This window comes from Cupriavidus sp. R6-3, assembly GCF_059772245.1.
Genome location: NZ_JCBAJO010000003.1, coordinates 90,250 through 109,472, shown reverse-complemented (window position 1 = coordinate 109,472; position 19,223 = coordinate 90,250). Strand labels below are relative to the sequence as shown.

The window sequence follows — 19,223 nt, the reverse complement described above, 5'->3', positions numbered from 1 at the left end:
TCGGGGTCGACGTTGTACGGCACGTCCTGCAATACCGTGCCGTCCTTGTCCAGCAGTACCGCGCCGGGGAGCCCACCGCCGCCTCCGGCCGGTACTGCGGCGCCCGTGATCCGGCCAGTGTCGGGGCCAGCGCCGGGACCAGCCCCGAGGCCGGCGCCGGGGTCGTCGATCACGGCCACGACGTTTCCTTCATCGGCAGCACCATGACCTCGGGGATCACGGTCTCTTCGGGCTGCGTCAGCACGAAGCGCACCGCGCGGGCGACATTGGCCGGGTCCTGCAGGGTGGACTGGTCGATGTCGGCGAAGCGGTCGAGCAGGAAGGGGGTGCGCATGCCGCCGGCGACGATGGCCGACACCTTGATGCCGTGCGGCCGCAGTTCCGCGTGCAGCGCGTGCGAGAAGCCCAGCAGCCCCCATTTGGTGGCGTGGTAGGCCGAGGCGTTGGGCCAGGCCCGTTTGGATGCCGTGGACGCGATATTGACGATATGGCCGCCGCCCTGCGCCTTCAGCATCGGCACCACGGCGTGCGACATCAGATAGGGACCGTACAGGTTGACCATCAGCACGCGGTGCCAGCGTTCGGTCTCGACCTCGTCGACCGGCAGCGTGATGTCGATCGCGGCGTTATTGACGATGCCATCGAGGCGGCCGCTGCGCTCGCGCACCTGCTCGAAGGCCGAGCGGACGGCGGACGGCTCGGCCACGTCGAAGGACAGCGAATAGGCCCGCTCGCCGCTGGCGTCGAGCTTCTCGGCACAGTTGCGGGCCAGGGTTTCGTCGACGTCGGCAACGACCAGGCTGGCGCCTGCGGCCGACAGGTTCTGGCAGATCGCGGCGCCCAGCCCGCGCCCTCCTCCGGTCACGAGAAAGGTCTTGCCTTGCAGGCTGGCGTCTGGCGCATCGGTCATTTCGGCTCCTGAAGTTGGCTTGGAAGGCGTGACCGGATGCGGCGCTGGCGCAAGGGGATGCGGCGCGAAGCGCGGCGCGAGGTGCAGCGCCGGCGGGCGGACGGAAAAGGGAATGCACGGCATCGCTCCCCATTTCCGGCTACCCGCCGCCCCGTGCGACGGCGGCGAATCCGGTTCTCTGTGGGGATGCCTTCAGCGAATTGCATGCCAGACGCGTGATGGCGCAGTGGCTTGCCGTTTCAGGGGTAACGGTTCCCCCATGTCCGGAGTTACATGCGGGGCGTTGGCGTTTATGCCTTGGCTGGTAAAAGTTGCATGGGCGGTGCTGCCCTCTCCCCAACCCTCTCCCGCAAGCGGGAGAGGGAGCGACCTGTTCGCCAGCGCGCTCGCCGTCGCGTCATTCGCTCGCTGCACGAACTCTCCGCGTCGCGACCTACCCTTGCTCCCGCCGCCGCTGCTGCGCGACCGCCCGCAGCAGCGCCGCCACGCTCAGCGCGAAGGCTTCGTCATACCAGGGGTTCGCCCCGCTGACCGCCACCACGATGCCGTCGAGCACCACCGCGCCGCCGAGCATCGATTCCTCCGCGCGCAGCAGATGCGGGGCGCGCGCCTGGACCTGGTCGGTCGCCATGCCGGTGCGCCAGGCCACCTTGGCCTTCTCGCGCGCATACCAGGCGTAATCGGCGTCCCACCGCTCGCGCCCCGGCGTCGAGTATTCGTACAGGATTGCCTGCTCGAACGGGCAATCGGCCGGACCCTTGCCCGGGTCCATCACCACCAGATGCAGGAAGCCGCCTTCGCCCACCTCGCGGTCCCGCACCGCGGCTTCGAACATCGGTCTCGCCAGCGCGACGGCGCGCTCGGCGCTGGCCGCATCGGCGAACCGGCTGCCCGGCGCCCTGCCCGGCGAGGCAGTGGCGCCGGGCACGTCAGTGGAAGACCGGGACGGTGTGGAACTGGGCAGATCGGGTCTGTCGTGAGGCTGCATGGTTTCTCCTCGATCGTGTAGTGGGTTGGGTTGTGAAACGGAATCGATGGACCCGCAACGGCGACCCCGGGCCCGAGGCCCGAGGCCCGAGGCCTGAGGCCGGAGGGCTGCGACCGGGGGCCGCGGTCCGGTACCGGGAACCGGAGACCGGCAGCGCCCTGGCGCTAGCTTCGCGGCCCCGGCACCGTGGTGTCGACATCACGATGGCGCACCAGCGAATGGATCGCCACCACCAGCTCGCCGATCTGCACCGGCTTGGACAGGTGCACCTGGAAGCCGGCCATCATCGCGCGCATGCGGTCCTGCGCCTCGGCATGGCCGGACAGCGCGATCGCGCTGAGGCGGCAGGCCAGCGGCACGTTGCGCTCGGTCTCGAGCCGGCGCACGCGGCGCAGCACGGTGTAGCCGTCCTCCTCGTCCAGCGCGATATCGCACAGCAGGACCTGCGGCCAGTGCTGCGGATCGGCCTTGCCCAGCAGCTCCAGCAGGTCGTCGCCGCGGCCGAAGGCCTGGGCGTCGGCGCCGTAGTCCTCCAGCGTGCTGGTCAGTACCTCGCGCGTGGGCTCGTCGTCGTCGAGCACCAGGATGCGCAGGCCCTTCAGCGCGTCCGGCGCCGGCAGGGTCGCCGCGATGTCTGGCGGCGCGACCGGCGGCGGCGCCGGGGTTTCGCGGATCGGCCGCAAAGGCATCGCGATGCGATAGCCATGTCCGTGCGGATCGACCGTCAGCCGCACCGCGTGGTCCTCCAGCAGGTTCTCCAGCTCGCGCATATCGGGCAGCGGCGCCTGCCGGTCCGGCGCGGCCACATAGAGCGAGGCCTCGCCGCCCTGCCGTTCGAGCCGCAGCTCGATGCGCCCGCCCGGCTCCATGTCGGCGATCAGCGCGTGGCACAGCTCCCACACGGCCTTCTGCACCACGCCCGGATCGCCGGTGACGCGCAGTTCCGCCTCGCCGAGCACGGTGAACAGATTGACCTGCCGCTCGGCAATCAGCTCGCGCAAGCCGTCGACCACCGCGGCGACGATGGCCTCGAGCCGGATCGGCTGCAGTGCCAGCTTCTGCTCGGTCCGTTCCAGTTCGCGCTGCTGCTGTTGCAGCCGCCACATTTGCGCATAGACGCCGCGCCTTGCCAGCAGCGCATCGTGGGTGCCCTCCTCCACCACGCGGCCATGCTCCATCACCAGGATATGGTCGGCATCGGCGATCGTGGACAGCCGGTGCGCGATGATCAGCGCGGTGCGGCCCTTCGCCACTTCGGCCAGCTCGCGCTGGATCGCGCGCTCCGAGCGCGTGTCGAGCGCCGAGGTGGCCTCGTCGAAGACCACGATCGGCGGCTTCTTCAGCAGCGCGCGGGCAATCGCCACGCGCTGGCGCTCGCCGCCCGACAGGCGCACGCCGCGCTCGCCGACGCGGGTCTCGTAGGTGTCAGGCAGCCGGTCGATGAAGGTATCGAGCTGCGCGGCGCGCGCGGCCTCGACGATATCGGCGCGGGTCGCGCCCTCGCGGCCGTAGCCGATGTTGTAGGCAATAGTGTCGTTGAACAGGATGGTGTCCTGCGGCACGATGCCGATCACCTCGCGCAGGCTCTGCTGCGTGACCAGCCGCAGGTCCTGACCGTCGATGCTGATCTTGCCGCTGTCCGGCAGATACAGCCGGAACAGCAGCCGCGCCAGCGTCGATTTGCCCGAGCCGCTGCCGCCGACCACCGCCACGGTCTGGCCGGCGCCGATGCGGATGCTGACGTCCCACAGCGTCTGCCGGCTCGGGTCATAGCTGAAGTTGACGTGCTCGAACACGATCTCGCCGCGCGTTACGTGCAGCGGTCGCGCGCCCGGCGCATCGTGGTCCTCGCCCGGCGGACCTTGCGCGTCGAGCAGCGCGAACAGCCGCTCGACCTGCGTCATGGCGTCGTTGGACTCGCGGAAGATGAAGCCCAGCGTATTGAGCGGCAACACGACCTGGATGATGTACGCGTTGATCAGCACCAGGTCGCCGACCGTCAGCGCGCCGGTGACGACCCGCTCGGTCGCCAGCAGCATCACCGCCGCCACACCAAGCGCAATACAGCAGCTCTGGCCAACGTGCAGCGCGGACAGCGCGTACTGGTTCTCGACGCTGGCGTCGACCCAGCCTTCGAGCAGGCCGGACAGGCGGCGCGTCTCGAAGCGCTCGCGCGCGAAGAACTTGACGGTGTCGTAGTTCAGCAGGCTGTCGACCACCTTGCTGTTGGTCTGCGCCTCCACCGCGTTGACCTTGCGCTGCACCCGCGTCCGGCGCCGCGTCATCACATAGGTGTAGCCCGCATACAGGGCGAAGGTCACCACGATGATCGCGGCAAAGGCACCGCCATAGGCCGCGATCATGATCACCAGCACCGAGCCGATCTCCATCAGCGTCGGCACGATCGTAAACACCGCGACGCCGAGCAGGAAGCCGATCGCCGCGGTGCCCTTCTCCAGGTCGCGGATCACGCCGCCGGTTTCACGGCGGGCATGGAAGCGGGCCCCCAACGCATGCAGATGGGAGAAGGTGCGCTCCATGAAGGTCGCCACGGTGCGCTGGGTCACCGGCGCGAACACCACGTCGCGCAACTCGTTGAAGGCGTTGCCGAGCAGGCGCAGCGCCGCGTAGGCGAGCACCAGGAACACCGGCATTGTGATCGCCGCGCCCGCCATCGCGGCGGCGCCGGTGGCCACCGGCGCCACGTCGTCGACCACGAGCTTCAGCACCAGCGGCACCGCTACGGCGGCGGCCTTGGCCAGGATCAGCAGCACCACGGCTACGCCGACGCGGCCGCGGAAACGCCAGATCGTGGCCCAGAGTTCGGCCGCGATCCGGCGTTTGGAAGCAGGGGCGGGATGTCCGTTGGTCGTCGGCATCGTCTCGCTGGTGGGGGGCGGCGCTTAGGGGAGTACCGGTTCGGTCATCGCGGCCGTCATCGCGGCGGTCATCGTGGTGGTCATCGGGTCCGTCATCGGATTCCTCACGACCGGTTGTCGACCTTCGGCGCGTCCGGCGTGGTGCTGCCCGGGTCGCGCAGGTCGCCCTCGCCGACTCCCGGCGGGAACTGTCCGCGGCGGATCTGGCGGAAGGTGTCGTTGGGCCCGCTGGGCTCCGGTGTGGTGGTGGCCCCGCGCACCAGTTCGGGCTCGTCGGTCTTCTCGCCCGGTTGGCGATGCGACTGCGCCGATTCCCAGGCTTCGCGCGGTTGCTGTTCGGCGGGGTGCTGGCCCTGCCCTTCGCGTTGCGCTGGGCTCTGGCCTTGAGTCGCGCCATGGCCCGCACCTTGGCTCGTTCCTTGGCTCTTTCCTTGGGCCACGTCTTGAGTCGCTCCTTCACTCGCGCCTGGGCTCGATCCCTCGGCGGCCGACGCGGTCTGGCTGCCAGCGTCCTGCTGCCGCGGTCCGCCCGCCCGCTGGCCCTGCATGCGGGCCTCGTCGCCCTTGCTGACGCCCTCATGCGTGGTGGTGTGCTGGCCCGGGGTCAGCAGCACGCCGAGATCGCGCTCGCCGTTTCCAGCCTCATGCCCGCCCGGCTGCCCGCCTGTCTGTCCGCCGGCATGCCCGCCCGCCTGCCCGCTCACTTGTCCGGAATGGCGGTCTTCGTCCTGCCGGACCGACTGGTCGATCTCGCTACCCGGGTCCTCGTTGCCGGTCGCGCTCAGCGCGCCCTCGCCGAGCTGGCCCGCGCGCTCGTGCGGTGCGGTCTCCTGCAACGGCTTCGGTGTGCCAAGCGGATCGAAGTCCGACCAGCGGCCGTTCTCCCATTGGCCCTCGGCCTGCTCGAGCTCGCGCCCGCCTTCCAGGCGGATCAGTTCGGCCGCCGTCTGCAGCCGTTCGGGCTCGACCCGCGCCGCCAGCAGCACGCCGGGCGGGCGCGCCAGTTCCTGCGTGGCCTGCGGCGTGCCGACCGTGAAGATCGACACGTCCCATACCGAGAATCCGTGTCCATAAAGCCCTCGCGCCGCGCGCTCGGCGTCGGCGAAGGAATCGAAACGCCCTGCCACGATGGTCGACATGATTGGCTCCTGGGTTCGGCAACGACATTCTTCGCGTCGTGCAAGGAATGCGCCCGCGCGTGCCGGCACGCAGCAGCGCGCGTCATCGCTGGATGGCTGTTCGTCGCGCATGTCGAACTTGCAACACCCACACCGATCTACACGGACCGACTCGATCGACACGGGCCTGCACCGGCCCATCGCGATCCGGCCTGCGCGCGAGGCAGGCTCGGCCGCTTCAGACCGCGTCGTCCGGCCGGCGGTCCTTGCGCGCCTTCGAGTCGAGCTCCGCAGCGATCTCCTCCTCCAGATCGTGCCGCGCCTCCTGCTTGGCGACGTGCGTCTGCAGCGCATCGTCAAGCCCGTGGGTTTCCTCGATATCGCTTTCGCGCTCGGCCAGCTCGGACAGCTGCCGGTAGAAGGCCGCCAACTTCTTGAGGTCCTCTTCGTCCAGGTCCTCGATTGCCACCAGCCGGCTGCTGGCGTGGCGATGCGAGGCCAGCAGCTCGTTCAGCTTCAGGTGCACCGCCAGCGAGTCCTTGTTCTGCGTCTGCTGAATCAGGAACACCATGACGAACGTGATGATGGTCGTGGCGGTATTGATGACAAGCTGCCAGGTCTCGGAATAATCGAACATCGGCCCCGTCACCGCCCACAGCAGCACCACGCCCACGGCGGAGGCGAACGCGATCGGCGAGCCGGCGCCCCGCGTGGCATGGCCGGCGAACCATTCGAAGGCGTGCATCACACGTCGTCGCCAGCCCTGCCGGTCCTCTTCCGACGCGCCATTGCCGGCGCCATTGCCGGCGCCTCTGGCATTGCCGTTGGCTGCCTTGCCGTTGGCGGACTTTCCGTTGATGACTTCGCGGGCGGCGCTGGCGAGGCGTTCGCGGTCGGTACTGGCTACGTCGGACATGGCTGTTCTCTGGGCGCCTTCCGGCATGGCGGGCCGCGGCAAGCAAGGCACGCCCGCGCCGGTGATGGGCAATACCGCTATACGGCAAGTTCCATACCTGCGACGTCGATCCGTCAGGCGCGACGCACGCAAATGACGAAAGAGACTCCGCTTCGGTGACGGCCCCGCCATGCGCCGTACTTTTTACAAGTGACGGCGGCAAACTTTGCATGTGGATTGCTGGCGCCGCGGCGATCGCGGGCGATGCGCGCGCCCCGCTTTCGCATGCCGCCTCTCGCGCACAGCGGTACGGTTCTTGCGGTTCTTCACCCGGCCGGGCAGCAGCAGAGCAGGAGCAACATCCGCCCGGCGCAGTGCGCGGCGCGTGCCGCCACTTGGTACGCAAGGAGGGACAAATGAGCAACGGTAGCAATCAGCGCTACCCCGGCGGCTACGGTGGCTATGGCAGCGGTCCGGGGCGGGATCAGGGGAGCGGCAGCGAATGGTGGCGTGACAAGGACGGTGACGACATGGGCGAAGAAATGCGGTTTGGCGAATACGGCGACGAGGGCGAGTCACGCGAGCAATACGGCCGCGGACAATCCGGCCGCGGGCAGTCCGGCGGATACGGCGGCCAGCGCTCGGGCCAGCAGCGGTACGGACAAGGACAGGGGCAGTGGCAAGGCCAGGGCCAGCAACGCCATGAGAACGAACGCGAACGCTGGCGCGATGAATGGGGCGCTGGACGCGGCGGTGGTGGCGGCGGTGGTGGTGGCGGCGGTGGCGATCGCTCGCGCAGCGGCGGCGGCGGCTCCTCGTTCGAGCAGCAATCCTCGCCGCGCTATCGCGGCAGCGGCCAGGGCCGCTATGACCCGACCGACATGGGCGGCGCGCGCAATCCCTACAGCAGCGGCTATGCCGGCTACGACCCCAGCGGCGGCGGCGTGGAGCGCTACGGCATGTACGGCGTGCGCGATACCGGCCGCGAGGACGATTGGGAATCGCGCCAGGGCTACGGCAGCCAACAGTACGGCGGCCAACAGTACGGCGGCCAGCAATCCGGCGGCTACGGGCGCGAGCAAGGCCGCCGCGGCGGCGGCTCGGAAACCTGGCGCGAACTCGAGGCGCGCGACCGTTCGCGCCGCGGCGGCAACGAGCCCGGCTATGGCGGCGGCTACTACGGCAGCAGCTCGAGCGGCGGCCAGTCGTACAGCGGCGGACAGCGAACCTATCCGGGCGATCCGGGCTATCGCCAAAGCGGTACCTCCGGCTATGGCGGCAGCTCCGGCCAGGGCGGCCGCGGCTACGGGCTGGAGAGCTACGAATCCGGCGGACGCGGCGGCTCGCAGTACCAGTCGGGCTACGGGTCGCAGTATGGCCAAGGGTCGCAATATGGCCAGGGACAGCAATACGGCCAGGGCCGGCAATATGGCCAGCAAGCGTCCCAGTACGGCCAGCAAGGCCAGCAATACGGACAACAGCAACGCCGCCGGCGCGTGGGCCCGAAGGGCTATCAGCGTTCGGACGAGCGCATTCGCGAGGATCTGTGCGAGCGGCTGTCCGATGTGCCGATGGTCGATGTCAGCCAGGTCTCGGTCGAGGTCAGCGGCGGCACGGTGACGCTGACCGGCTCGGTGCGCGAGCGCCATGAGAAGTTCGTGATCGAGGATATTGCCGACGAAGTGTTCGGCGTCAACGAGGTCCACAACCAGATCCGCGTCACGCGCGACATGGGCAGCGCGGGTGCCGGTTCGGAAGCGGGTGGCGACTATCGCAGCAGCAGCAGCAGCAGCGGCGGGATGTCGGGAACGTCGGGCTCCTCCGGTTCGTCCGGCTCCACCTCGGCCACGTCGACCGGCTCGCCGCTGTCGTCCGGCACGATGGGAACGTCCGGCACCACCGGCAGCACCGGCTCGATGGGAACGTCGGGCACGTCCGGGACATCGGGAACGACCGGGACATCCGGCTCGTCGGTCTCCTCCGCTTCGGGCAGCACGCCCGATATCGGCGACGGGCTCGGCTCGACCGGCAAGGGAACCAACCGCTGAGCCCGACCGGACCGGCGCACGTGGGCACCACGACCCTCGCCAAAGGCAGCAAGCTCCGCGCGCCGATCGCGGAGCTGCGGCCGACCCAGATCACGGTCGGCATGCTGCACGTCAAGCGCAAGATGCAGACGACGCGCCGGCAGCCGGAGGACCGGCTCGAGGCCTTCTTCGACAAGCATCGCATCCACGTGGTGGTGGGACCGCAGCATGTGCTGTGGGTCGTGGACCATCACCACTGGGTGCGCGCCTGGCACGAGCTCGGCTTCGAGATCATCCCGGTGTTCGTGCGCAAGGACCTGAGCGACCGCTCCGAGGACGAGTTCTGGGAGTACATGCTGCGCCGGCATCAGGTCCACCCCTACGACGAGCACGGGCAGCGCCAGCCGCTGTCGGCGCTGCCGCGCTCTGTCGCGGGCATGCGCGACGATCCATATCGCAGTCTGGAGGCCTTTGCCCGCATCGCGGGCGGCTACCGCCGGGTCAAGCAGGCCTATCCCGACTTCAAGTGGGCGGATTTCTTCCGGCGCGAGATTCGCGGGCCGATGGGGAATCCGGAATGCTTCGCCTATGCGCTCGCGTTGGCGGTCAAGGCGGCCAGGAGTCCGAAGGCGCGGGGACTGCCTGGGTATATCGGTAAATGAGCGGCAGCCAGGCAGCAACCGGGCAGCAATCCAAGCAGGAAACAAGCGGCAACCAAGCGAGAAAGGCAGCAAGACGCCGCGTCCCCGCACGCAGGGACGGCAGAGCGCCTTGTTATCTCGTCGCGGGCGCGCCCGCGCCGCCAATCACCGCGGCGACGTTCAGCGCCTGCTGCTCGCTGGCCATCGGCACGAACAACAGGCCATTGGTCCGGCCGCGCGATCCGCGGCGTCGCCACCAGATTGCCGTTGATCGTCAGCACCAGCACCTAGCCGGGGAAGCGCTGCGTCACGGCCCTAAAGGTTCCACCCGCCCGGTCGTTAATGACCCGTACCGCGAGCGGTCGGGCCCTCTTCGTAGCCGTGCCCTCGTGTGTCATCGACAACACACTGCGCCACCGGTCACGCGGGCGTCGCGAGGAATATGGGGAAGTCATGAGCGGCTTGATGAAGGAAATCGACGAGCGGACCAACCTGACCAACAATAATCAGTTCGAATTATTGCTGTTCCGGCTCGGGAATGCCGAGCGTTCCGGCCAGAACGAGATATTCGGCATCAATGTATTCAAGGTCCGTGAAATTCTGGTGATGCCGAAAATCACGACCGTGGTCGGCGGCGCGCCGGCGATGCTGGGCATGGCGGATATTCGCGGGCAGGTGATTCCGGTCATCGACCTGGCCAAGATCGTGGGTTGCACGCCACAGGGGGGCAGCTGCGGCATCCTGCTGGTCACGGAGTACGCCCGCTCGACGCAGGGCTTCGCCGTCGAGGGCGTCGAGGAAATCGTGCGCCTGGAGTGGAACGAGGTGGTGTCGGCCGAAGCCAGCACCAAGGGCGGGCTGGTGACCAGCATCGCCAAGCTGAATGCGGACACCCCCGACGCTCGCCTGGTACAGGTGCTCGACGTCGAACAGATCCTGCGCGACGTGTTGCCGACCAGTCAGCCCGATGTCGATCCGTCCACCGTCGGACCGAAGCTGGCGCTGCGCCCGGGCACGAAAATCCTCGCGGCCGACGATTCCGCCCTCGCCCGCAGCCTGATCGAGCAAGGTCTCGATGCGATGGGCGTATCCGTGGTGATGACCAAGACCGGCCAGGAAGCGTGGGACGAACTGAACGACATCGCCGCCACCGCCGCGAAGGCCGGGCGCAATGTGCGCGACGAGATCGCCTGCGTGCTGACCGATCTCGAGATGCCGGAGATGGATGGCTTCACGCTGACCCGCAAGATCAAGGCGGACAAGCGCTTCCAGGGCATCCCGGTGGTGATCCACTCGTCGCTGTCGGGCAATGCCAGCGAGGACCATGTGCGCAAGGTCGGCGCGGACGCCTACGTGTCGAAGTTCCTCGCCAAGGATCTGGCGGAGACGATTCGCGGCGTGCTGCATATGTGAGGCGCTTCGCTGCGCGCTGCGGGGGAAACGAAGGCTGGTTGCGACGGCGATGCCGTGGCGACCGCCGTTTTTCCCTCTCCCCTATCCTCTCCCGCGCGTGGGAGAGGAGCCTACCCGCGCAGCCGGTGCTGACAGGCCAACCGTGCTATAGTGTGTGCCTTCGCCCCAAGAGGCGAAAACCCGGACAGATTATTAAGACAAGACACTGTCCGGCTGGCCCCCAGGGCCCCGCCGCCCGACCTGACGTCCGGCATTCACCACCCAGCGTTCCCGTTCCGTCGCCTCACCGCTGTTTCGGCTCCACCGAGCCGGGCCTCGCCTCGCGACCAAGCCGTTTCCGTAAGCCGCAACTGGCGCGCACTCACGCGCCGCAGCGCTCGACATGCGCATGCACCTGCCTCTGGCATCTGCGCGGACCCATCGGATCAGGGCAAGGGACCGCCCCCTTCCAATGACATGAATCAACAACACAGCCAAAACCAGAACCAGAACCAATACACCGTCGCCGTCCATCCGATCCAGCAAAGCCCCGGCCAGTGGTTCGCCACTTACATCGTCAGCCGCTATGAAAGCGGACGCGAGCGGGTGCTCGAAAACGTCGCGGTACGCGACACGCTGCATCGCACGGAAGCGCAGGCAAAGCAGGTCGCCCGCCAGGCGGGCGAACGCGCGATTACGCGCTTGCGCCGCCATTGAGCGCGCGCATTTCCAAGGAGTCCACCATGTACGCCAATCACGCTGTTTACAAGGGCTATCGCCTCTCGGCACACGTCCATCACGCCGGCGAACAAGCCGGCAAGTCGGGCACCGCGCGCGACAGCTTCGAGGCAACGGTCAACATCATCGCCTTGGGCGGAGAGCCGTCGACCGGTTTGCCGGCGCTGCGCTCGCATCGCGCCGGCAGTCCGCGCGAGGCGATCGAAGCGGCCGTCGCCTACGGTCGCGATGTGATCGACGGCCTGTCGAGCTTTACCAAGGGCAAGCGCAAGGCCGCGGCCACGAAGGCGCACGCGACAGCCTGACGCAGCCGGTACGCCCGGCGCGGCAAGCTCCGCCCCGCGCCAGTTCGTCTTCGCCAGCTCCTCTTCGCCAGCTCATCTTGCGCTGGCTCGCCCGGGCTGGCCCGTCTTGCGCTAGCTCATCTTGCGCGCTTGCCCGTTCTCCACGGGCAACACGCCAAGTTCCGCCATCATCGCCCGTGCGATGGCCATGCGCTTTGGCGCCAGTTCCTCGCGCTGCAGATCCATATTGAGCGCGAAGGCATGGACGCCGCCGCTGCGTTCGACCCACCCCACCCACCAGCCGTGGTTCAGCCCGGCATCCATCGCCCAGCCCGTCTTGGCGTAGATCGCGTGATCGTCATTGGCTTCGACGCGCAGGATCTCGCGCACCCATTGCTGGCTCAGGCGCGACGCCGGTAGCTGGCCCTGTGCCAGCCGCGCCAGAAAGCGCGTCTGTTCGGCCGCCGAGATCGCCAGCGGCCCGCGCAGCCAGAACTGATCCACCACCTTCCCGAGTTGCCGGTTGCCATAGTGGAGCCGGTCGACCCACGTCTGCATCCGCTGCATGCCGATCCGCCGGGCAATGCCCTGGTAGACCGGCACATTCGACATCGCGATCGCCTCGCGCAGATTCATGTCGCGCTGCCACTGCGGGAAGCGCGTCTTGCCGCCGCCATATGGCTGGATCTGGTCCGGATCGGCCACCACGCCGGTCTCGAAGGCGATCAGGCTGTTCGGAATCTTGTAGGTCGACGCCGGCACCATGCGCGTCTTCGCACGCGGTGCATTGACCAGCGTCATCCGGTTCGCCTTGACGTCGAACAGCGCAAAACAGCCGTCGACGTCCAGCCCGCGAAAGTGCGACATCAAATCCTCGCGGGCGACTTCGCTCGGCGCGGCGACGGCGCTTGCCGGCGCGACATCGGCCAGCGCCAGGCGCGCCGCAGGCAGCAGCGCGGCGCCGCCGGCCAGTTGCAGCAGGCGGCGGCGATACAGGCCATGCGCGTGCAGGGACTGCGCTTCGGTACGGGACTTCATGGTCTCTCCTTGTTCGTTGGGGCTGCTGCGATCGGCGGCTTGCCGATGGCAGCGGCAGGTTGTGCGCGCCGGTCCGGCCGGCGTGGCGCATCGCCGACCGGACAGTGCGCATCGTAGCCATGGCGGGGTTCCGGTCCAATCCTGCCCATGCGACAATCCGGCACGGCTGTCACGGCTGTCACATCGAGCGGCCTTTTTTCGCCATCCTTCCGTCCTCCTTCCGCTTGTTTCGCCCCTTTCGCTCCCCCTGCTCCATGCCCGATCCCGTCGTCGTCGAACTGTCCGCCCCGCAATCGGTCAACGGCACGCGCGCCGCCTACCAGTCGGTCTGGCTGCTGGTGCGGCTGCACCACGCCACGCTGGCATCGCCGCAACGGCCACTGGTCTACGCGGACGACCTGCGCGAGCGCATGAGCAATGCGCGCACGCTGCGGATGGCGATCGCCCGTGCCTTCCAGGATTTCGGACGCTGGCAGTTGCAGGTCGGATGGGGCGAGGACGCGAGCCGCGACCCGCGCTTCCTCAATCTGGAAGGACGCAGCCAGGGGCCGTTCTGGCTGGCCGCGCACGAGCGCCAGCGCATCGTCTGCCAGGTCGAAGGCGCGCCCGCCACTGCGCACGAGATTGCCGCCTTTCTCGGTCTGGACCGCGACGGGCGCGCACAAGGCAAGGCCGCCGCGCCGCAGCGGATGGTGACGCAGACCGACCTGTCCTTCTGGCGCCATTTCGTCGACGGCAAGCAGGCGCTGCGCGAGGGGCGATTGCTGACGCCGCTGGCGCGCGACGAAGCGGCTGCCGCAGGCATAGGTGGTAACGGCAGCCATGACGCCCCGGCCGCGCTGACGGCATTTCGCGCCGCGCGCCGGCTCGCCGTCAGCGAATTCGAACACGCCTTTGTCGCGCTGAACGAGGCGCTGCTGTGGCGCCGCCTCGGCGACCGCGCGCAAACCCGCAAGATGCTGCGCGCGCTGCGACGGCGTCGGCGCGGCCACGCGATTGCGGGCAACGACTACCTCGACGCGATGGAAGGCATCGTCGCGGCCTGGTGCGCCTACGACGAGCGCGATCTGCGCGGGGCGCTGGCGCTGTTGCAGGCGCTGGCGCAGAACGCGCCCGGCGCGACGCTGGTGCAGGTGCACCCGCACGTCCGCTTCGAGTGGCACAACCTCGCCGCGCTGATCCAGCGCTCGCATGCGCTGTCGGCGGCCGCGACCAACGACACGGCAGCGGCCGGCACGCTCGCCGAGCAGGCCGTCGCGCATTTCGAGCAGGCGCTGGCGGCGGCCTTCGAATCGAACGTCTCCGATGCCGCTCAGCACGTCGCGGCAAATATCGGCATGGCGCTATGGCTGTTCGGCGAGGCCGGCATCGCATGGTCGGGCGCCTTGCCCGGCGCACTGCCCGGTGCCGTGCCCGGGGTCTCGTCCGAGCGCGAGGCCGAGCGCGCGATCCAGTGGATCGGCCTGTCGGAATGGCTGGGCCGCGGCGCGGGCAATCGCCATCCGTCGGCGTGGAACGCGATCTATCTGATGCGCATCGCCCGCGGCGCCTGCCATACCGCGCCGCGTCCCACGCTGGCCGAATTCCAGGCCGCCGCGCCGATCGGCGTCGCGGCGCTGCGCGACCTCGCGGGCCCGTTCGCCGACGCATTCACCGGTCCGGCCTGGCCCGATTCCTGGCACGAGGTCGCCGCCTGGCGCCTGGCCGAATCGCAGCGCGGCGAGCGCAAGTATCCGCTGCTGCAGCAGAGCAGTCTGTGGTTCGAACTGTCGTGGTATGCCGCCCATGCGGGCCAACTGGAACAGGCGGCCCGTGCGCTGCGTTCGCTGCGCGAGGGGCTGCGGCAATTGGCGGTCAGCGATCGGCAGTATTTCGGCAAGCCGCTGCTCGATGCGCTGCCCGAGCCTGTGCATCGGCTGGCGCAGGACGACTGACCGAGCGCCCGGCAATAAAAAAGGGCCCCCGCCTTCGCGGGGACCCCAACGCACCACCATGGCGCCGGCACGGTGCCGGCGCCCGGCCTTCGATTACACCGGCTCGTCCGTCGCCGGATTCGGCTTGTGGTCGTCGAACCAGCGATACAGCGTCGGCACCATCACCAGCGTCAGCAGCGTCGACGTGATCAGGCCGCCGATCACCACCACCGCCAGCGGGCGCTGCACCTCGGAACCCGGCCCCGTGGAGAACAGGAACGGCACCAGGCCCAGCAGCGCGATGGTCGCCGTCATCATCACCGGGCGGAAGCGCTGGGCGGCGCCCTGCCGCACCGCGGTGTCCAGATCCAGACCGCTGTCGCGCAGCCCGCGGATATAGGACACCAGCACCACGCCGTTGAGCACCGCGATGCCCCACAGCGCGATGAAGCCCACCGATGCCGGCACCGACAGGTATTCGCCGGTGACGAACAGGCCGATGATGCCGCCGATCGATGCGAACGGCAGCACGGTGATGATCAGCGTGGCGAAGCGCAGCGAGTTGAACAGCAGGAACAGCAGGAAGAAGATCGCGGCGATCGTGATCGGCACGATGATCTTCAGGTGGCCCATCGCGCGTTCCATGTTCTGGAACTGGCCGCCCCACTCGAAGTAATAGCCTTCGGGCAGCTTGACCTTGCTGTCTGCCGCCTGCTGCAGTTCGGCGACGAAGCCGCCGAGGTCGCGGTCCTTGACGTTGATCATCACCACCACGCGGCGCTTGGCCATTTCGCGGCTGATCTGCGCCGGGCCGTCGCTGACCTCGATCTTGGCGACGCTCTGCAGCGGCACCTGGATGCCGTCCGGCGTGGTCACCAGCAGCTGGCGGATCGACTGGACATCATGACGGAAGCGCTCCGGCAGGCGGACCGCGGCGCTGAAGCGGCGCTCGCCCTCGAAGATGTCGGTGGCGCGCTTGCCGCCGATCGAGATCTCGATGATGTCGTGGATGTCCGAGACATTGAGCCCATAACGCGCGATCGCCTGGCGGTCGATCTCGATCGACAGGTACTGCTGACCGGTGATGCGCTCGATGCGGATGTCCTGCGAACCCTGGATGCCGCCGGCCACGCGCGCCACCTCGCCGGCCAGCTCGCGCAGCTTGCCGAGGTCGTCGCCGAAGATCTTGACCGCGATATCCGAACGCACGCCGCTGACCATCTCGTCGATCCGGTCGGAAATCGGCTGCGCCATCACGATCTGCACGCCGGGGATCGCCCGCAGCTTCTGCCGGATCTGTTCGGCGATGTCGTCCTGGGTCCAGCCGTCGGGCCACTCGTCGCGGTCCTTCAGGCTGGCGATCGGGGTGGACTCGTTCTGGCTCTGCGGGTCCGCCGGGCTTTCGCCGCGGCCGACGCCGGACACCACCGACTTGACGCCCGGCACGCTGAGCACCAGCTTGTTGGCCTCCTTCTCGAGCTTGATCGATTCCTCCAGCGAGATGTTGGGCACGCGGTCGATCGCCGGAACGATCGAGCCTTCCTTCATCTCCGGCATGAACGACGAACCGAGCAGCGGCACGATCGCCAGCGTGGCCAGGAAGGCGACCACGGCGGCGACCACGGTCTTGCGGCTGTTCGCCATCGCCCAGCCCAGCATCCGCAGATAGTGGCGCTTCAGGAAGGCGATCACCTTGGTGTCGTGCTCCGCACCGCCCTTGAGCAGGTACGACGACAGCACCGGCGACAGCGTCAGCGACAGCACCAGCGAGATCGCCAGCGCGATCGCGATGGTGAAGGCCAGCGGCGCAAACATCTTGCCCTCGGTGCCGGTCAGCGTCATCAGCGGCAGGAACACCAGGATGATGATGCCGACGCCGACGATCACGGGCGTCGCCACTTCCTGCACCGCCTTGACCAGCACCTCGGTCTTGGTCAGCCTCAGTTCATCCTTGCGCCCCAATCGCTCGAACGCGTTCTCGACCACCACCACGGAGCCGTCGACCATCAAGCCGATGGCGATCGCCAGACCGCCCAGCGACATCAGGTTCGCCGATAACCCGACCTGGTTCATCACCATGAAGGTCAGCAGCGGCGTCAGCACCAGCGTGGCCAGCACGATGACGGACGAGCGCAGGTCCCCGAGGAACAGGAACAGCACGATCACCACCAGCACCACGCCTTCGAGCAGCACCTTGGTCACCGTCCACAACGCGGCATCGACCAGTTCGCTGCGGTCGTAGTACGGCACGATCTGCAGCTTGCCGGGCAGCATGCCGCGCTCGTTGATCTCGGCGACGCGCTGCTTGACGCGGCTGACGACTTCCTTGGCGTTGCCGCCGCGCATCATCATCACGATGCCGCCGACCGCCTCGGTCTGGCCGTTCTTGATCAGCGCGCCCTGCCGCACTTCATGGCCGATGGTGACCTCGGCGACGTCGCGCAGATAGACCGGCGTGCCGTTGACCTCCTTGAGCACGATGCTCTTCAGGTCCTCGACGCCCTGGGCCAGGCCCACGCCGCGGATCAGGTACTGCTCGGCATAGTGCGGCAGCACGCCGCCGCCGGAGTTGGCGTTGTTCTGCGCCAGCGCCTGGTACACCTGCTGCACCGAGATGCCGTAGTGGCGCATGCGGTCCGGGTTGATCAGCGCCTGGTACTGCTTGACGTAGCCGCCCTGGGAGTTGATCTCGGCCACGCCCGGAATCGAACGCAGCAGCGGACGCACGACCCAGTCCTGCACGATGCGGCGTTCGGACAGTTCCTCCTGCGTCAGTTCGCGATCGCCGTCGTCGGCACGGTCCAGCGTGTACTGGTAGACCTCGCCCAGACCGGTGGAGACCGGGCCGAGCACCGGCGAGACGCCTTCCGGCATGCGGCCGCCGACCTCGATCAGCCGCTCCATCACGAGCTGGCGCGCGAAATAGACGTCAGTGGCATCGGTAAACACCAGCGTGATCAGCGACAGACCCGCCTTGTTCAGCGAACGCATCTCGACCAGCCCCGGCAGGCCGGTCATCGCGATCTCGATCGGCACGGTGACGAAGCGCTCGACCTCCTCGGGCGAGCGGCCGGCCGCCTCGGTGGCGATCTGCACCTGCACGTTGGTGACATCGGGGAAGGCGTCGACCGACAGCTTGCCGGCGGCGCGCAACCCGAAGAAGAACAGCACGACCGCGATCACGCAGACCACGAGCCGCTGGTTGATGGCAGCTTGGACTAGGGATTGGATCATCGTGGTCAACCTTGCTCGAGGCGTTTGCGCTCGTTATCCAGATGGAACGCGCCATTGACCACGATGCGGTCGCCAGCCTTGACGCCGCTCTGCACCACGCGCATGCCGTCGCTCTCGGCACCGAGCTTGACCGGCACGGCGCGATACAGGCCTTCGCCCTGCTCGACGTAGACCTGCTCCTCGTTGCCATCGCGCACCACGGCCGAGCCGGGCACCACCAGCCGCTCGGTCGGCCGGCTGGCGATCACCATGCTGGCCAGCATCGCGGGCTTCAGGCGACCCTCGCGATTGTCCAGTTCTGTGCGAACCAGCACCGTGCGCGACTCGGGATTGACGGTGCGGCCCACATAGATGAGCTTGCCGGCGATGCGGCTGCGGCCCGTGCCGGCCCCCAGCGACGGCACGTCGATCTCGACGGTCTGCCCCTCGGCCACCAGCGCGGCCTGCTGCTCGGGCACCTCGGCGACGACCCAGACGCGCGACAGGTCGGCCACCGTGTACAGCGAATCGGCGGGCTGCACCACCTGCCCCTGCGCGACCTTGCGCTCGACCACGGTGCCGCTGATGCTGGAGTACACCGGCGAATACGAATTGATGCTGCCGCCCTTGGACAGCTCGGCGATGGCCGCCTTGGACATGCCGAGCACGCGCAGCTGGTCGCGATAGGCGTGCATCTCGGCGTTGGCGATCGCATATTCGCTCTCGCGGCGCTGCAGCTCGCCGCGGCCGATCACGTCGGCGGCGAACAGCTGGCGCGCGCGCTCGGCGTTCTGCGCCTGCAGTTGCGTTTGCGCCAGCGCCTTCAGATACGACATCTGCGCGGCGCCCAGCTCGCTGCTGTGCAGGCGCGCCAGCACCTGGCCGGCCTTCACTTCCTGGCCGGGCATCGCGTAGAGGTCGGTCACGCGCCCGGTCACGGACGCGCCGATGCGCGCGACGCGCTGCTCGTCAAAGTCGATGCGGCCGGCCACGTGCAGCATCTCGCTGAACGGGCTGGTGGTCACCGGCGCGACCTTCAGCTGCTGCTGCAGCGACGGCTCGGGCTTGACTACCCCGGGCGGCAGCTTGGGGGCCTCGGCCGCGGGCGGCGGCTCCTCGGAACAGGCCGCGAGCGTCAACATCATGGCGGCAGCCACCGCCAGGGTACGGAGGGAAAAGGGGCGCAT

At 68.4% G+C, this 19,223-nt stretch carries 14 protein-coding genes; 6 read left to right on the top strand and 8 right to left on the bottom strand.

Annotation, left to right across the window (positions count from 1 at the left end; all coding sequences use genetic code 11):
- Positions 1 to 169: 169 nt before the first annotated feature.
- The 5 genes from AC6EI8_RS01700 to AC6EI8_RS01680 all read right to left on the bottom strand — a co-directional run bounded on the left by AC6EI8_RS01700 (position 170) and on the right by AC6EI8_RS01680 (position 6,640).
- Positions 170 to 910 (bottom strand): SDR family oxidoreductase, encoded by a 741-nt coding sequence (locus tag AC6EI8_RS01700; protein ID WP_498381102.1) that lies wholly within the window; start codon positions 908 to 910, stop codon positions 170 to 172.
- Between the two features lie 433 nt (positions 911 to 1,343).
- Positions 1,344 to 1,898, bottom strand: coding sequence for a hypothetical protein (locus AC6EI8_RS01695; RefSeq protein ID WP_498381101.1), 555 nt, complete (start codon positions 1,896 to 1,898; stop codon positions 1,344 to 1,346).
- 164 nt (positions 1,899 to 2,062) lie between these two features.
- Complete coding sequence (locus AC6EI8_RS01690) at positions 2,063 to 4,777, bottom strand: ABC transporter transmembrane domain-containing protein (RefSeq protein WP_149318045.1); 2,715 nt, start codon at positions 4,775 to 4,777, stop codon at positions 2,063 to 2,065.
- A gap of 104 nt (positions 4,778 to 4,881) precedes the next feature.
- Positions 4,882 to 5,916, bottom strand: a complete 1,035-nt coding sequence (locus AC6EI8_RS01685) for a hypothetical protein (RefSeq protein ID WP_498381100.1) — start codon at positions 5,914 to 5,916, stop codon at positions 4,882 to 4,884.
- Positions 5,917 to 6,133: 217 nt separating this feature from the next.
- The gene (locus AC6EI8_RS01680) at positions 6,134 to 6,640 is read right to left on the bottom strand and encodes a low affinity iron permease family protein (protein ID WP_149318356.1); all 507 of its coding nucleotides are present in this window, start codon (positions 6,638 to 6,640) and stop codon (positions 6,134 to 6,136) included.
- 566 nt (positions 6,641 to 7,206) lie between these two features.
- On the opposite strand from AC6EI8_RS01680, the gene AC6EI8_RS01675 reads away from it, so the two are divergent.
- The 5 genes from AC6EI8_RS01675 to AC6EI8_RS01655 all read left to right on the top strand — a co-directional run bounded on the left by AC6EI8_RS01675 (position 7,207) and on the right by AC6EI8_RS01655 (position 11,893).
- A complete protein-coding gene (locus AC6EI8_RS01675) occupies positions 7,207 to 8,838 on the top strand; it encodes a BON domain-containing protein (protein ID WP_498381099.1) in 1,632 nt (543 codons plus the stop codon).
- A 20-nt stretch (positions 8,839 to 8,858) separates the two neighbouring features.
- Positions 8,859 to 9,479 carry a ParB-like protein gene (locus tag AC6EI8_RS01670; RefSeq protein WP_498381098.1) on the top strand — a complete coding sequence of 207 codons (621 nt, stop codon included), beginning with the start codon at positions 8,859 to 8,861 and terminating at the stop codon, positions 9,477 to 9,479.
- 432 nt (positions 9,480 to 9,911) lie between these two features.
- On the top strand, positions 9,912 to 10,871 hold the full coding sequence (locus AC6EI8_RS01665) for a chemotaxis protein (protein ID WP_149319966.1): 960 nt from the start codon (positions 9,912 to 9,914) through the stop codon (positions 10,869 to 10,871).
- A 456-nt stretch (positions 10,872 to 11,327) separates the two neighbouring features.
- Entirely contained in the window at positions 11,328 to 11,567 is a 240-nt protein-coding gene (locus AC6EI8_RS01660) for an isochorismatase (protein ID WP_226105181.1), read from the top strand.
- A 26-nt stretch (positions 11,568 to 11,593) separates the two neighbouring features.
- Positions 11,594 to 11,893 (top strand): GTP cyclohydrolase, encoded by a 300-nt coding sequence (locus tag AC6EI8_RS01655; protein ID WP_498381097.1) that lies wholly within the window; start codon positions 11,594 to 11,596, stop codon positions 11,891 to 11,893.
- A 111-nt stretch (positions 11,894 to 12,004) separates the two neighbouring features.
- Here AC6EI8_RS01655 and blaOXA read toward each other — a convergent pair whose 3' ends face one another.
- Positions 12,005 to 12,910 (bottom strand): OXA-837 family class D beta-lactamase, encoded by a 906-nt coding sequence (blaOXA, locus tag AC6EI8_RS01650; protein ID WP_498381096.1) that lies wholly within the window; start codon positions 12,908 to 12,910, stop codon positions 12,005 to 12,007.
- 254 nt (positions 12,911 to 13,164) lie between these two features.
- On the opposite strand from blaOXA, the gene AC6EI8_RS01645 reads away from it, so the two are divergent.
- Positions 13,165 to 14,844 (top strand): hypothetical protein, encoded by a 1,680-nt coding sequence (locus AC6EI8_RS01645; protein ID WP_498381095.1) that lies wholly within the window; start codon positions 13,165 to 13,167, stop codon positions 14,842 to 14,844.
- A 93-nt stretch (positions 14,845 to 14,937) separates the two neighbouring features.
- On the opposite strand, the gene AC6EI8_RS01640 is transcribed toward AC6EI8_RS01645, so the two are convergent.
- Both AC6EI8_RS01640 and AC6EI8_RS01635 read right to left on the bottom strand, forming a co-directional pair.
- Positions 14,938 to 18,057 carry an efflux RND transporter permease subunit gene (locus AC6EI8_RS01640; RefSeq protein WP_149319962.1) on the bottom strand — a complete coding sequence of 1,040 codons (3,120 nt, stop codon included), beginning with the start codon at positions 18,055 to 18,057 and terminating at the stop codon, positions 14,938 to 14,940.
- A gap of 5 nt (positions 18,058 to 18,062) precedes the next feature.
- Entirely contained in the window at positions 18,063 to 19,223 is a 1,161-nt protein-coding gene (locus AC6EI8_RS01635; protein ID WP_149319961.1) for an efflux RND transporter periplasmic adaptor subunit, read from the bottom strand.